The 13,315-nt window shown below is 73.6% G+C and carries 16 protein-coding genes; 10 read left to right on the forward strand and 6 right to left on the reverse strand.

The annotated features are described in order from the left end of the window. Positions 1 to 12 precede the first annotated feature (12 nt). From FZC61_RS19085 to FZC61_RS19095, 3 genes are all read right to left on the reverse strand, one after another. Positions 13 to 666 (reverse strand): slipin family protein, encoded by a 654-nt coding sequence (locus FZC61_RS19085; protein ID WP_148615774.1) that lies wholly within the window; start codon positions 664 to 666, stop codon positions 13 to 15. 304 nt (positions 667 to 970) lie between these two features. Continuing rightward, positions 971 to 2,233, reverse strand: a complete 1,263-nt coding sequence (locus FZC61_RS19090; protein WP_148615775.1) for an MFS transporter — start codon at positions 2,231 to 2,233, stop codon at positions 971 to 973. Continuing rightward, on the reverse strand, positions 2,230 to 2,664 hold the full coding sequence (locus FZC61_RS19095) for a MarR family winged helix-turn-helix transcriptional regulator (protein WP_148615776.1): 435 nt from the start codon (positions 2,662 to 2,664) through the stop codon (positions 2,230 to 2,232). The genes FZC61_RS19090 and FZC61_RS19095 overlap by 4 nt, the downstream gene beginning before the upstream one ends. Before the next feature lie 72 nt (positions 2,665 to 2,736). On the opposite strand from FZC61_RS19095, the gene FZC61_RS19100 reads away from it, so the two are divergent. Beyond that, positions 2,737 to 4,746: a S9 family peptidase gene (locus tag FZC61_RS19100; protein ID WP_148615777.1), complete on the forward strand. Its 2,010-nt coding sequence runs from the start codon at positions 2,737 to 2,739 to the stop codon at positions 4,744 to 4,746. On the opposite strand, the gene FZC61_RS19105 is transcribed toward FZC61_RS19100, so the two are convergent. Continuing rightward, positions 4,747 to 6,624: a carboxypeptidase regulatory-like domain-containing protein gene (locus FZC61_RS19105; RefSeq protein ID WP_148615778.1), complete on the reverse strand. Its 1,878-nt coding sequence runs from the start codon at positions 6,622 to 6,624 to the stop codon at positions 4,747 to 4,749. 90 nt (positions 6,625 to 6,714) lie between these two features. On the opposite strand from FZC61_RS19105, the gene FZC61_RS19110 reads away from it, so the two are divergent. After that, positions 6,715 to 7,254 carry a DUF1697 domain-containing protein gene (locus tag FZC61_RS19110; protein ID WP_148615779.1) on the forward strand — a complete coding sequence of 180 codons (540 nt, stop codon included), beginning with the start codon at positions 6,715 to 6,717 and terminating at the stop codon, positions 7,252 to 7,254. Positions 7,255 to 7,262: 8 nt separating this feature from the next. On the opposite strand, the gene FZC61_RS19115 is transcribed toward FZC61_RS19110, so the two are convergent. Continuing rightward, positions 7,263 to 8,042 (reverse strand): enoyl-CoA hydratase-related protein, encoded by a 780-nt coding sequence (locus FZC61_RS19115; RefSeq protein ID WP_148615780.1) that lies wholly within the window; start codon positions 8,040 to 8,042, stop codon positions 7,263 to 7,265. Positions 8,043 to 8,068: 26 nt separating this feature from the next. Here FZC61_RS19115 and clpS point away from each other — a divergent pair, with 26 nt between their 5' ends. From clpS to FZC61_RS19135, 4 genes are all read left to right on the forward strand, one after another. Then, complete coding sequence (gene clpS / locus FZC61_RS19120; protein ID WP_148615781.1) at positions 8,069 to 8,377, forward strand: ATP-dependent Clp protease adapter ClpS; 309 nt, start codon at positions 8,069 to 8,071, stop codon at positions 8,375 to 8,377. Positions 8,378 to 8,388: 11 nt separating this feature from the next. Further along, positions 8,389 to 8,970 carry a DUF2017 domain-containing protein gene (locus FZC61_RS19125; protein ID WP_148615782.1) on the forward strand — a complete coding sequence of 194 codons (582 nt, stop codon included), beginning with the start codon at positions 8,389 to 8,391 and terminating at the stop codon, positions 8,968 to 8,970. Positions 8,971 to 9,052: 82 nt separating this feature from the next. Next, a complete protein-coding gene (locus FZC61_RS19130) occupies positions 9,053 to 9,487 on the forward strand; it encodes a M67 family metallopeptidase (protein WP_148615783.1) in 435 nt (144 codons plus the stop codon). Positions 9,488 to 9,498: 11 nt separating this feature from the next. Next, positions 9,499 to 9,789, forward strand: a complete 291-nt coding sequence (locus tag FZC61_RS19135; protein WP_148615784.1) for a MoaD/ThiS family protein — start codon at positions 9,499 to 9,501, stop codon at positions 9,787 to 9,789. Positions 9,790 to 9,823: 34 nt separating this feature from the next. On the opposite strand, the gene FZC61_RS19140 is transcribed toward FZC61_RS19135, so the two are convergent. Beyond that, the gene (locus FZC61_RS19140; RefSeq protein WP_148615785.1) at positions 9,824 to 10,501 is read right to left on the reverse strand and encodes a hypothetical protein; all 678 of its coding nucleotides are present in this window, start codon (positions 10,499 to 10,501) and stop codon (positions 9,824 to 9,826) included. A 204-nt stretch (positions 10,502 to 10,705) separates the two neighbouring features. On the opposite strand from FZC61_RS19140, the gene FZC61_RS19145 reads away from it, so the two are divergent. Genes FZC61_RS19145 through FZC61_RS19160 form a run of 4 tightly spaced genes read left to right on the forward strand, consistent with a single transcriptional unit; the run spans position 10,706 to position 13,314 of the window. Beyond that, positions 10,706 to 11,275 (forward strand): NYN domain-containing protein, encoded by a 570-nt coding sequence (locus FZC61_RS19145; protein WP_148615786.1) that lies wholly within the window; start codon positions 10,706 to 10,708, stop codon positions 11,273 to 11,275. A gap of 8 nt (positions 11,276 to 11,283) precedes the next feature. After that, positions 11,284 to 12,033 carry a hypothetical protein gene (locus FZC61_RS19150; RefSeq protein ID WP_211357340.1) on the forward strand — a complete coding sequence of 250 codons (750 nt, stop codon included), beginning with the start codon at positions 11,284 to 11,286 and terminating at the stop codon, positions 12,031 to 12,033. Between the two features lie 53 nt (positions 12,034 to 12,086). Then, positions 12,087 to 13,034, forward strand: a complete 948-nt coding sequence (locus FZC61_RS19155) for a PLP-dependent cysteine synthase family protein (protein ID WP_148615787.1) — start codon at positions 12,087 to 12,089, stop codon at positions 13,032 to 13,034. Positions 13,035 to 13,074: 40 nt separating this feature from the next. Then, positions 13,075 to 13,314 (forward strand): hypothetical protein, encoded by a 240-nt coding sequence (locus tag FZC61_RS19160; protein WP_148615788.1) that lies wholly within the window; start codon positions 13,075 to 13,077, stop codon positions 13,312 to 13,314. The last annotated feature ends 1 nt before the right edge of the window (position 13,315 follow it).

Consider the following 13,315-nt stretch of genomic DNA (forward strand, 5'->3'; position numbering starts at 1 on the left):
GGCCGGGGGGCGTCAGTCGGTGGTGCCGGTGCTGACGGTGATCGTCGAGCCGTAGGGCACCGCCTCGACCAGCCGCTGGCGGGCCAGGGCCGGGTGGTCGTCGAGCAGCTTGGCGCCGTTGGCCAGCGAGCGCAGGGCGGCGGTCTCGGCGCGCGCGGCCTCGAGCCGGGCCTGGCCGCGGGCGCGCGTGGTGACCAGCTCGGCGTAGGCCGCGCGCAGGTCGGCGGGCAGGATCACGTCCTTGACCGCGACGGCGCGCACGTCGATGCCGACGCTCGCGCCGGCGCCCCGTGCCGCGGCCAGCAGGGCGTCGCCGAGCCCGGTGCGCGCGCGGCGCACGACGGCGTCGGCCTCGACGTCGAGCAGCGCCTCACGCAGCGCCAGCTGCACCGCCAGGTGCACCGCGCCGTCGGGGTCGCTGGTGGTCTCGAGGAAGGCGACCGGGTCGCCCACGGTCCACCGCACCGCGGCGGTGACCCGGACGCTGACGCCGTCGGCGGTCAGCACCTCCTGGGGCGCGATCGTGACCAGGCGCTCGAGCAGCGAGACCGACACGTGGGTCGCGCGACGGGGCACCCGGTGGCGGCCCGGCTCGAGCACGCGGGTGCGCAGGCCGTCGACGTACTCGACGGCCACGGTGGTGGCGGGGACGGTCGTGGTGGTCATCGTGCTCTCCTCGGTGCGGTCGTGGGTGAGGGCAGGGTCGGGTCCGGGCACGCGACGGCCACGGGACGTCGACCGTCGTGCTGACCGGCCGGGTCGCTGGCGGCCGCTGCGGTGAACGCCCGGACCCGACCCCGCCGGAGAGGAGGGAGTCGAACCCTGCAGCTGTTCAGGCTGCGTACCTGTGGCGGGGTACGACGCGCAGGACCGGCGATCGGTACCCCGCGCCGGCTGCTGATCCCGCCAGGCACGACCGTACGCGCGCGGCGTCCCGCGCGCGAACGGCTTTCCACAGGCCCTGGTGGGCTCAGGCCTGGTCGCCCACCAGCACGGCCTCGGCCTCGTCGCGGCTGCCGACCGCGGCGTGCGGGGTGCGGCCCGCGACGACGTGGCGTCCGGCGGTCAGAACGAGAGCACCGATCGCGATGGCCACGGCCCCGAACCAGAACGGCGCGTGGGCGTCGACCTCCTCGCCCAGCTTGAGGGCGACGAACGGGCCGACCGCACCGCCAGTGAAGCGCAGGAACGAGTACGCCGCGGAGGCGACCGGACGCTCGACGGGGGCGGCCCCCATCACGGCCTCGGTGACCAGGGTGTTGTTGACGCCGATGCACGCCCCGGACAGCACGATCCCGATGACGACGACCGGTGTGTGCGAGGTGAAGAGCGCCATCACGGCCAGGTCGGCGGCGAAGAGCGCGAGCACCGTGATCACGGCCGGCACGGTGCCGAGCCAGCGCTGCACGACCGGGGCGACGAAGACCGAGGTGAAGGCCAGCAGCAGGCCCCAGCCGAAGAAGATCCAGCCGATCTCGAGGATCCCGGCCTCGGGCAGCGCGAACGGGCCGGCGGCCAGGATGGTGAAGAAGCCGATGTTGTAGAAGATCGCGGTCACGCCGAGGAGCAGCAGGGCCCGGTGCTTGAGCGCGCGGAACGGGTCGAGCAGCGACGTACGCCGCCCGGCGGGCGGGGTGGCCGGCAGCAGCACGGCCGTGGCGACCAGGGCCAGCACCATCAGGCACGAGACGCCGAAGAACGGCGCGCGCCACGACTGCTCGCCGAGCAGCCCGCCCACCAGGGGGCCCGAGGCGATCCCGATGCCGAGGGCGGCCTCGAACAGGATGATCGCCTGGGCGGTCGAGCCCACCGAGGCCGAGACGATCGTCGAGAGCGCGGTGGCGACGAAGAGCGCGTTGCCCAGGCCCCAGCCGGCGCGGAAGCCGACGATCTGGCCGACGGTGTCGGAGGCGCCGGCGAGGGCGGCGAAGACGATGATGAGCGACAGGCCGGCCAGCAGGGTGCGCTTGGCGCCGATGCGGCTGGAGATGACGCCGGTGACGAGCATCGCGATCCCCATGATCGCCATGTAGCTGGTGAACATCAGCGACACCTGGCTGGGGGTCGCGGCGAGCTGGGCCGCGATGTCCTTGAGGATCGGGTCGACCAGGCCGATGCCCATGAAGGCGATGACGCAGGCGAAGGCGACGGCCCAGACCGCGCGGGGCTGGGCGAGGAACGAGCTCTTCTCGTCGGTGGGGTGAGGGGTGGTGGTGGCCGAGGAGTGGCTCACAGGTGACTCCCTTCGGGGTCGGAGCCGTCGAGCAGGTCGCGGAGCACGGCGACGGCCGTGGCGAGATCGTCGACGGTGTGGGTGGTGCTCGCGGCCAGTCGGGCCGCGACCGCCTCTCCGTTGAAGCGGCGGACGCGGTCGAGCTCGGCCCGTCCGGCCGGGGTGAGGGTGACGACCGACGCGCGGGCGTCGGTCGGGTCGGTGTCCTTGGTGACCCAGCCGTCCTCGGCCAGGTCGCGCACGCTCGCCGACATCGTCGGCTGCGAGCAGCGGTCGGCCCGGGCCAGCGCGGAGACGCCGAGGGTGCCGTGCTCGTCGAGCAGCGACAGCACCCGGATCCCGGCCGGCAGGTCGTGGCGGCGGCGTACGGCGCGCACGAGGCGGGCGGCGTGGGTGACCAGCTCGCTGCCGAGGTCGACGGGATCGTCCATGTCCTCCACGTTACATAGGAAACCTATGCATCTCCAGCGAGTGTGACCCGGGGAACAGATAGCGTCACCCGCATGCCGACCCCGTCGACCCCGTCGACCCCGTCGACCCCGCCGACCCCGCCGACCCCGCCGACCCCGCCGACCCCCACGACCGGGCTCGACCCCGAGCTGGTCTCGTCCCTGCTGTTCCCGCGGGGCCCGCAGGTCTCGCCCGACGGTCGCCGCGTGGCCTGGACGGCCGCACCGTTCGGCGTCGCGGGGGAGCACCCCGAGTCGGGGGTGTGGGTGGCCGACCTGACGACGGCGGGGCCGGGGCGGCGGTGGACGCACGGCACGCACGAGACGTCGCCGCGCTGGTCGCCCGACGGCCTGCCGCTGGCCTTCCTGTCCGACCGCCACGAGCGCGGCACGCACGGCCTCTACGTGCTCGAGGTCGACGGGGGAGAGGCGCGGCCCGTGGCGCTGCGCAAGCGTGACGTGGGTGCCTTCGCCTGGTCGCCCGACGGCACCCGCCTGGCGTTCCTCGCGCCCGACGAGCCCGACGACGAGGACGCGCGCCGCGAGAAGGAGAAGGACGACGCCGCCGTGCACGGCGAGCGCTGGCAGCACGCGCACCTGTGGCTGGTCGACGTCGACCCCGCGCCGGGCGAGCAGGCCGAGCCGGCGCGCCTCGACGACCTCGACCGCCACCTCGTCGAGCTGTCGTGGTCGCCCGACGGCGCCGACCTGGCCGTGCTCGCCGACGACGCGCCACCGGCCGAGCACTGGGCCTCGCGCCACGTCGTCGTCGTGCCGCTCGCCGGGGGGTCGCGGACGCTCTGCGCGGCGCCGTACGCCTCGGGGCTGGGGTGGGTCGGCGACCAGGTGGTGCTGCTCGCCGAGCACGACCTGTCGCCCCAGACCGGCTACACCGCCTGGGCCGTGCCGGCCGCGGGCGGGGAGCTGCGTGTCGTGGGCACCGGTCGCGACGAGCCGCGCTGCGCCGCGGGGCTTGCGACCGACGGTGCGGGCGCCGGCTCGAGAGCACTGCTCACCGTTTCGGAGGGCATGGCCGACCGGCTCGAGTGGCTCGACCTCGCCACGGGGGAGCGGAGCCTCGCGCTCGAGGTGCCCGGCCAGCCGCTCGACGCCACCTTCGTCACGACCGACGCCGGGCCGGTGCTGGCGCTGGTGCTCTTCGACGCCGGGCTGCCGGTGCGGGTGCTCGCGGGCCCCCTCGGCGACCTGCGCGACGTCGCCGACCACGGCGCGGGCCTGCCCGACGTGGTGCTGGGGGTGCCCGAGGCCCTGGCCGCGACGGCGCCGGACGGCACCCACCTCGACGCCGTCGTCATCCGCCCCGCCGCCGGCACCGCGGGCGACGGGCCCTGGCCGACCGCGGTCCTCGTCCACGGCGGGCCCTACGGCCGCGACGTCCCCGAGGCCCACGTGCACCCCCTCGACTGGGGCCAGCTGCTCGCGACCCGCGGCTACGCGGTCGTGATGCCCAACTACCGCGGCAGCTCCGGCCGTGGCCGCGAGTTCGCCGCGGCCGCCCGCGGCACGATGGGCAGCGTCGAGTGGGACGACGTGACGGCGGTGGTCGACGCGGCCGTCGCGGCGGGCATCGCCGACCCCGACCGGCTGGGCGTCGGGGGCTGGAGCCAGGGCGGCTTCCTGACCGCCTGGGCGGTCACCGCCACCGACCGGTTCAAGGTCGGCGTCATGGGCGCCGGGGTCAGCGACTGGGGGATGATGGCCGCGACCAGCGACCTGCCCGACTTCGAGGCCGCCCTGGGCGGCAGCCGCCCGTGGGACGGCCCGGGCCCCCACCGGGCCGCCCTCGGCTCGCCGATCTCCCACGCCGCGCGTCGGCGTACGCCGCTGCTGATCCTGCACGGTGCCGAGGACGCGCGGGTCCCTCACAGCCAGGCCGTCGCGTTCCACCGGGCGCTGGCGGGTCAGGACGCGCCGCTGGGGTTCGTGACCTACCCGCGCGAGCCCCACGCGGTGCGCGAGACCCGGCACCAGGTCGACGTGCAGCGGCGTGTCGTCGAGTGGTTCGACCGCTACCTCAAGGACGTCGACGCCCCTGCCACCTGATCAGGGCTGGGTCGCGACGCCGTGCACGACGAGCTCGACGTCGCCCAGGTCGACCTGCGACCCGACCGAGAGCGAGATCGGTCGCGGCGCGGCCTCCAGCCAGTACGGCGTGCCGTCCTGGTAAGGGTGCAGCACCAGGAAGCTCCCGTCGGTGATGCCCTCGGCGGTCTGGGTCGCGAGCACGCCGGTCACCTGTCGCGCGCCAAGCCGCGGCACCGAGAAGACGCCGGTCGCGCCACGGGCGCGACCCACCGCCGGGTGCTCGGAGGTCGGGTTGGTCGCGCGGCCGGCCGGGTGCAGCAGCTCGTAGGACAGCGGTGCGATCACGGGGTTGGCCGTGCCGGCGTAGACGAGGCGACCGGTGACGGTGGCCCCGGCGGCCAGGGGCAGGTCCAGGCGCCGGCTCCTGGTGATCGCGACGTCGTCCCAGCACCTCGGTGCGTGGGTGCCGGGCCAGGAGTCGGCCCCGACCATGTGGCGTCCCCCGACCAGCCCGCGCAGGACGTAACGGCCCTGGGCGTCGGCGCGGTCGGAGATCTCGTGGAACGCGCCGATCACGGGCTGCCCGTCGGGCGGGCACAGGTCGCTGGTGGTGGCCTCGACCACGGCTCCAGGGGCGGTCGTGCCGCGCAGGGTGAGGAACGGCCGCGCGAGGTCGAGGGGGCGGGTGCGCACGGTCCGGCCGGCGCGCACCTCGACGGTGCGTCGCGCCCAGCCGTTCGCGCCCGAGACGGTCACGGTGTAGTCACCCGGACGCAGCCCGGTGTAGGTCGCCGTGCCGCCGCCGCTGCGGTAGGTCAGCACAAGGTCGCCGTCGGCGTTGCGCAGCTCGTCGCGGGTGCGGCGCGGGGCCTGGCCGTCCTCGACCAGCGGGACGACGATCGTCGCGCCCTTCGTGAGGCGCACGGTCACCGCCACGCGGTCCGCGGCGCCGTCCACGGTGAAGCCCACCATCCGCGGCACGTGGACGCCGCCGGCCTCGCGCACCCCGACCCGCCAGCGGCCAGGGGTGAGCCCCGTGAAGCGGAACCGGCCGCGACCGTCGGTCGCCCCGGCGGCGTACGGCGTGCCGTCGCCACGGGTCAGCAGCACCTCGGTGCGGGCGACCGGACGGCCTCCCGAGACCAGCGAGCCGGTCACCACGGCACCCAGCCGCACGACGCCGTCGACGACGCCGGGCTGCTCGGCGGTCACGGTCACCGGTGCCGAGCGCCAGGGCAGGCGGCCCTCGCCGCCCGCGCGGACGTAGTAGGTGCCGGGCGCCAGGCCCTCGATCGCGTAGCGGCCCTCGCCGTCGGTCTGCCCGTTGAACGCCACGGTGTCGTTGAGGCGCATGACCTGCACGAGCCCGTGGCGCACTCCGCGCAGCGTGCCGGTGACCCGGGTCGGCGGGTGCACGACCACGTCGCCGACGGCACGGTCGGTGCCGGCCGGCTTGAAGAGCCGGGTCTGGGTGACCCAGCTGTCGCTGCCACCGTCGGGGCCGACGTAGGCGATGAGGTGCTCGACGCCCAGTGCGGTCTCCCGGCAGGTCGTCGGGGCGTCGGGGTCGGGCTCGCAGACCTGGACCAGGTAGCCGCGGGCGTCCTGACGGGCCCGGAAGGTCCCGTCGGCCGCCGTGCGCGTACGCCGGTCGGTGCGGTCGGGCAGCAGCCCGCGCTCGACGACCTCGCTGGGTCCGGCGACGTTGACCAGCGCACCGGCCACCGGCCGGCCCTGCTCGTCGACGACGCGGCCGGTCACCCAGCCGACGTCGGCGGGGGCGATGGCGGCAGTGGCAGTGGCAGTGGCGGTCGACGTGGTGGCGGTCGACGTGGCGGGGAGGACGAGGCCGGCGGTCGCGAGGGCCGCGGTCAGTCCGGCGATGCGGGAGATCATGTTCACGGTCCCAAGACGCACGCCTGCGCGGCAGGGTTGCAGTGCTCCGGGTCTGGTCTGGTCCGGTCGCGACCCGGTTAGGTTCGCGCCATGGCCACCTACGTCGCCTTCCTGCGCGCCATCAACCTCGGCGCCACCCGGAAGTTCCCGAAGGACGCGATCGTCGCGGCGACCGAGGCCGCCGGCTTCACCGACGTCGCGACGCACATCAACACCGGCAACGTGCGGCTCACCACCCGGATGCGCTCGCGCGCACGCATCGAGGCCGCCCTCGAGGCGGCGTACGCCGAGGACCGCGGCTTCGCGGTGCCGACCATCGCCTACACGACCGACGAGCTGCGCGCGGTCGTCGCCGACGCCGACCGGTTCGCCGCCAGCCGGGGGAGCCACCAGGGCAGGCACTACGTCTGGCTGGTCAAGCGCGAGCCGTCGGCCGCGCAGCGCGACGAGCTCGAGGCGCTGTCGACCGACCGCGAGCGGGTGCACGTCTCGGCGCGCGCGGTGCACCTGCTCCTCGACGGCGGCTACCTCGACGCCACCCTGCTCAAGCCGGTCGAGAAGCGGCTCGGGGTCACCACCAACCGCAACGTCACCGTGCTGCGGGCTCTGGTGACCAAGTGGTGCCCCTGAGGGCGGCCCTACTCGCCGCGGAAGACCGCCTTGCGGCGCTCGGAGAAGGCCCGCATCCCCTCGGCGACGTCGGCGGTGCGCATCAGCAGGGTCTGGCCGGTGCGCTCGCGGTCGAGGGCGGCGTCGAGGTGACCCAGGGTCGCTGCGTTGATCGCGCGCTTGGTGGCGGCCTGGGCCAGCGGCGCCCCGGCGGCCAGGCGCCGGGTCAGCGTCGCCACCAGCTCGGCGTACGCCGTGTCGGGCTCGGCGGGCGCGAGGTGGGTCACCAGGCCGGCGTCGTAGGCCTCCCGGGCCGACAAGGGCTCGGCGAGCAGGCCCATCCGCATCGCGCGGGCCCGGCCGATCGCGGCCGCGACCGTGGCCGACGCGCCGCCGTCGACCATGAAGCCGATCCGCGCGAAGGGCAGCAGGAACGCCGCGGAGTCGTGCGCCACGATCACGTCGCAGGCCAGGGCCAGCGAGCACGACACCCCGGCGGCGATGCCGTTGATGGCGCCCAGGACCGGCTTGTCGCAGCCGACGATCGCGCGCACCATGCGGGTGGTCATGTCCATCGCCCGTACGTCGAAGCGCTCGTGGGCCTCGGCGCCACCGATGTCGGCGCCGGTGCCGAAGGCGGTGCCCGCACCGGTCAGTACCACGACCCGCACCGCGTCGTCGGTGTGGGCCTGCTCGAGCTGCTCGGCCAGGGCCAGGCTCATCTCGGGGCTCATCGCGTTGAGCACCTCGGGCCGGTCCATGGTGAGGGTGAGCACGCCGTCGGTCAGCTGCACGTCGAGGTGGGGCACCCGCGTGAGTGTGCCACCATGAAGACGTGTCCACCGCTAGTCCTGTCGAGGTCGATCCAGGGCTCGAGCAAGTCCCGGAGCACGACGAGATCACCGTCCTGGCCACCCCCTGGGTCACCATCGTGTGGAACGACCCGGTCAACCTGATGTCCTACGTCACGTTCGTCTTCCAGAAGCACTTCGGCTACAGCAGGAAGAAGGCGGAGAAGCTGATGATGGAGGTCCACGAGGACGGCCGCAGCGTCGTCTCCACCGGCACCCGCGAGGAGATGGAGCGCGACGTGCAGGCCATGCACGAGTACGGCCTGTGGGCCACGCTCTCCAAGTCGGAGTGAGGCGCAGACGCATGAGTGGCTTCACCCGGCACCGCCGCAGCCGGCGCGTCATCGCGACGTTCACCGGCTTCGAGGCCGACCTGCTGCGCTCCCTGACCGGCCAGCTCGTCGAGCTGCTGCGCAACGAGGCCGCGACCGTCGACGACCGCGACCCGTTCGAGGCGCTGATGGACTTCTCCGGGCCGACCGTGCCCCCCGAGGATCCCGTGCTCGCCCGGTTGTTCCCCACGGCCTACCCCGACGACGACGAGGCCGCCTCGGAGTTCCGGCGCTTCACCGAGGGCGGCCTGCGTGACGGCAAGGCCGCCGCGGCGTCCGCGGTCATCGACGCGCTCGAGGAGGCCGGGCTGCCGCCGCTGCTGGAGGAGGACGGCCTGGTGATCGACGTCGAGCTCGACGAGCCCGACGCGATGACCTGGTTGCGCTCCTTCGCCGACGTGCGCCTCGCGCTCGCGACCCGGCTGGGCGTCGAGGAGGGCGACGAGGAGTTCTGGTGGTCGCTGCCCGACGACGACCCCCGCGCCCAGGCGCACGACATCTACGAGTGGATGGGCGCCCTGCAGGAGACCCTGGTCGACGCGCTGCAGTCCTGAGGCGGTCCTGAGGCGGTCCTGAGGCGGTCCTGGGGCCGGACCGCGCACGACCGGGTGAGCGACGCCCACTAGCCTGGACGTCGTGCTCACCATCGACCAGGCGACGTACGACGCCATCGTGGCGCACGCCAAGCGCGACCACCCCGACGAGGCCTGCGGCATCGTCGCCGGCCCCGAGGGCAGCGACCGGCCCGAGCGGCACGTCGCGATGGTCAACGCTGCCGGCAGCCCCACGTTCTACGAGTTCGACTCCACCGAGCTGCTGGCGCTCTACAAGGAGATGTGGAAGCGCGACGAGGAAGCCGTCGTCGTCTACCACTCTCACACCGCCACCGAGGCCTACCCCAGCGTCACCGACATCGGCCTGGCCAGCGAGCCCCACGCCCACTACGTGCTCGTCAGCACCCGCGAGCACGGGAATAACGAGGGCCCGGTGGAGTTCAGGTCCTACAAGATCGTCGACGGCGTGGTGACCGAGGAAGAGGTCACCGTCGTCCCCGAGCTCACGAACAGCTAGGAGCACCGCACATGGCCATCGAGGTCCGCATCCCGACCATCCTCCGCACCTACACCGACGGCGAGAAGGCCGTCGACGGGGCCGGTGACACCCTGAGGGCGCTCATCGACGACCTCGAGGGCAACCACCCCGGCATCAAGGACCGCCTGGTCGAGGACAAGAACGGCTCGATCGAGCTGCGCCGCTTCGTCAACGTCTACATCAACGACGAGGACGTCCGCTTCATCGGCTCCCTCGACGCCCAGCTCTCCGACGGCGACCAGGTCGTCGTGCTGCCGGCCGTCGCCGGAGGCGCTCGCTAGGACCGCTCCGGCGGCGGCTCGGTCCCCGGGCCGGCTAGGCGCCGGCGCCGACGGCGAGCTGGACGGCCCCGGCCGCGAGCACGAGGGTCGCGACGACCAGCAGCGAGACGACCACCCCGCGCTTGCGGAACAGGGTCGCGATTCCGGCGAAGAACAGGCACAGGGCCAGGAGGACCGAGGCCAGCTCGTAGTCATCCCCCTGGTTGTCGGCGGCCTGGCCGGCGAGGAACGCTGCCTGGGAGGCCTCGCCGGTGCTCTCGCCCTCGCCGTAGTCGTCGTTGATGTAGGGGGAGTCGTCGTCGAACGGCGTCTCGGACGTCTCCGTCGTGGCCCACCAGTCGACGGCCTGGCGCAGGTTGTCGTCCATCGCCTCGTAGATGGCGTCCTTGGTCTCGGGGGCCCCGGTGCCGTTCTGGTTCTCCAGGTAGGCGACGTTGTAGCTCAGCCACAGCTGGTAGTCCTGGGACTGCTTGGCGTCGCCGCGCCCGTAGAAGTAGTTGCTGTCGGAGAGCTGGCTGTTGGACTCCGTGTAGCCCTTGAGCGCGTCGCCGTCGGTCAGGGCCGCGTTGTAGGCCGAGAAGGCGGTCAGCGTGGCGGCGATGCCGAGGAGGATGGCGGCGTAGATCGACAGGCGGTCCTCGCCGGCGTCCTTGACCGGGGCGGGGGGGCCGCTCTCGTCGCGGGCGGCGGGGGAGGCGTCTGAGGAGGTCATGAGGTGCTCCTGGTGGGTGCGCGGGAGTTGCAGACGAGGTGTGCTGGTCCGGAGCAGGTGCGCCGGTGCCGGCCGCGACCTTAGGACGCGCCGATCTCGACGGGTGGCCGAACGACGCGAATCCCCGGCGTGGACCAGACCGCCGGGGACTGGTACGCCCCCGACCGGTGGGACGCGGTGCCACACCCTGGCTAGTCTCCACGCATGACCGAGCGGCGCACCTTCGTCCTCGTCGACGGTGAGAACCTCGACGCCACGCTCGGCTCGTCGGTCCTCGGTCGGCGTCCGCTGCCCGAGGAACGGCCCCGCTGGGAGCGGGTGACGGCCTACCTCGAGGAGCAGTGGGGACAGCCGGTCACCGGGCTGTTCTTCCTCAACGCCAGCAGCGGCAGCCTGCCGACCGGGTTCGTCCAGGCGCTGCTCGCCATGGGCTACCGGCCCGTACCCCTGTCGGGTCGCGCCGACGAGAAGGTCGTCGACATCGGCATCCTGCGCACGCTCGACGCCCTGCGCGACATGGGTGACGCCGACGTGGTGCTCGGCAGCCACGACGCCGACTTCGCCGAGGCCATCCACGCGCTGGTCGACGGCGACCACAGCCACGACCGCAAGGTCGGCGTGCTGGGGTTCCGCGAGTTCACCAGCACCCAACTGGCGATCGAGGGGGTCCACCACTTCGACCTCGAGTACGACGTGCACGCCTTCAAGACCGAGCTCCCGCGGGTGCGGATCATCCCGCTCGAGGAGTTCGACCCGACCTACTTCCTGCGTTGAGGAGTCCCGTGGTCAACCCGCGTCGCGGCGTGCGCGCCGTCCCCGGAGCCGTCGCCCGCGGTCGCGACCGCGTGACGGGCGTCTTCCAGCACCGCTACCCGACGGTCGCCGTCACCGGCATGACCGGCGTCGGCAAGACCGAGCTCGTCGACCACCTGTGCGGCCGGCCCGCGCCGGGCGGCACGTCGGAGTCGGGGTCGGCGGTCATGGAGCGGCGGGTCCGCCGCGACCGGCGGCTGCGCGGCTTCCGGTTCCGCGTCGTGCCCGGCGAGAACGCCGCCACCCGCCTCGGCGCCCTCGACGAGGTCTTCCACGACGACCCGGTCGACGGGGTGCTCCACGTGGTCGCCAACGGCCTGGCCACCGGGCGCCGGCTGGCCGGCACCACCGGGCCCGCCGCCGTCGAGCGCGAGGAGCAGCTGGCCCGCGAGCTCGAGGACTGGACCGTCACCGCCCACCGCATCGCCTCGATGGCCGTACGCCGCCCGCACCCGACCTGGCTGGTCGTCGTGGTGACCAAGGTCGACCTGTTCGCCGACGACGTCGACGCGGTGGTGCGGTCCTACTCACCCGGCAGCGGCACCCCGTTCGGCGACCGGCTCGACGAGCTGCGCGCCCTGGCCGGGGCCGCCAAGCTGTCGATCGACGTGCTGCCGGCGTGCAGCCACCTCGAGGGCGACGCCGTCAGCAGCGACCAGCGCGACGCCTACCTCGCGGCGCTCGAGACGCGTATGGCGCAGCTCTCAGGCCACGTCTGACCTCTGGTTGGGCACCGGCGGAACACCTCACGGTCGGATGTCATTGTGTAGTCATGCGCTACGACTCCCTGCTCGCCTCCGTCGGCAACACCCCGCTCGTCGGGCTGCCGCGGCTCTCGCCGAGCGCCGACGTGCGCCTGTGGGCCAAGCTCGAGGACCGCAACCCGACCGGCTCGATCAAGGACCGCCCGGCGCTGATGATGATCGAGGAGGCCGAGAAGGACGGCACCCTGCGCCCCGGGTGCACGATCCTGGAGCCCACGTCGGGCAACACCGGCATCTCGCTGGCCATGGCCGCCAAGCTCAAGGGCTACCGCATCGTGTGCGTGATGCCCGAGAACACCTCCGAGGAGCGCCGCCAGTTGCTGCGCATGTGGGGCGCCGAGATCATCTCCTCCCCGGCCGCCGGCGGCTCCAACGAGGCCGTCCGCGTCGCCAAGCAGGTCGCCGAGGAGCACCCCGACTGGGTGATGCTCTACCAGTACGGCAACGCCGCCAACGCCCTGTCGCACGAGCGCGGCACCGGCCCCGAGGTGCTCGCCGACCTCCCCTCGATCACCCACTTCGTCGCCGGCCTCGGCACCACCGGCACCCTGATGGGCGTCTCGCGGTTCTTCCGTCAGGCCAAGCCCGACGTGCGGATCGTCGCGGCCGAGCCCCGCTATGGCGAGCTCGTCTACGGCCTGCGCAACCTCGACGAGGGCTTCGTGCCCGAGCTCTACGACGCCGACCTCATCGACGGACGCTTCTCCGTGGGCCCGCGCGACGCCGTACGCCGGGTGCGCGAGCTGCTCGAGCTCGAGGGGATCTTCGCCGGCATCTCGACCGGCGCGATCCTGCACGCGGCGCTGGGCCAGGCCGCCAAGGCGGTCAAGGCCGGGGAGCGGGCCGACATCGTCTTCATCGTGTGCGACGGCGGCTGGAAGTACCTCTCCACCGGCGCCTACGAGGGCACCGTCGACGAGGCCGAGGACCGGCTCGAGGGCCAGCTCTGGGCCTGACCCGCTGTCCCGATCCCACCGGATGGCCGAGGATGGGGGCATGACGCAGTCCTCGGTCCCGTCGTCCGGCTCCCGCTCCGCTTGGCAGACACCCTCGCCCGCCTCCGCGCTGCTGCCGGGAGGGTCCTTGATGTTCGTGGGCCTGTGGGCCCTGACCGACGGCGGGCCGCTGCCGCTGGCCTGGCTCATGGTCACCGTGGGCCTGGCGTTCCTGGTGATGGGCGCGGTCGCCAAGGGCGTGGCGTGGGGCCTGGCCCTGCACGCGTCAGGGCAGGACTGAG

It is taken from the genome of Nocardioides rubriscoriae, assembly GCF_008087085.1.
Taxonomy (GTDB): Bacteria; Actinomycetota; Actinomycetes; order Propionibacteriales; family Nocardioidaceae; genus Nocardioides; species Nocardioides rubriscoriae.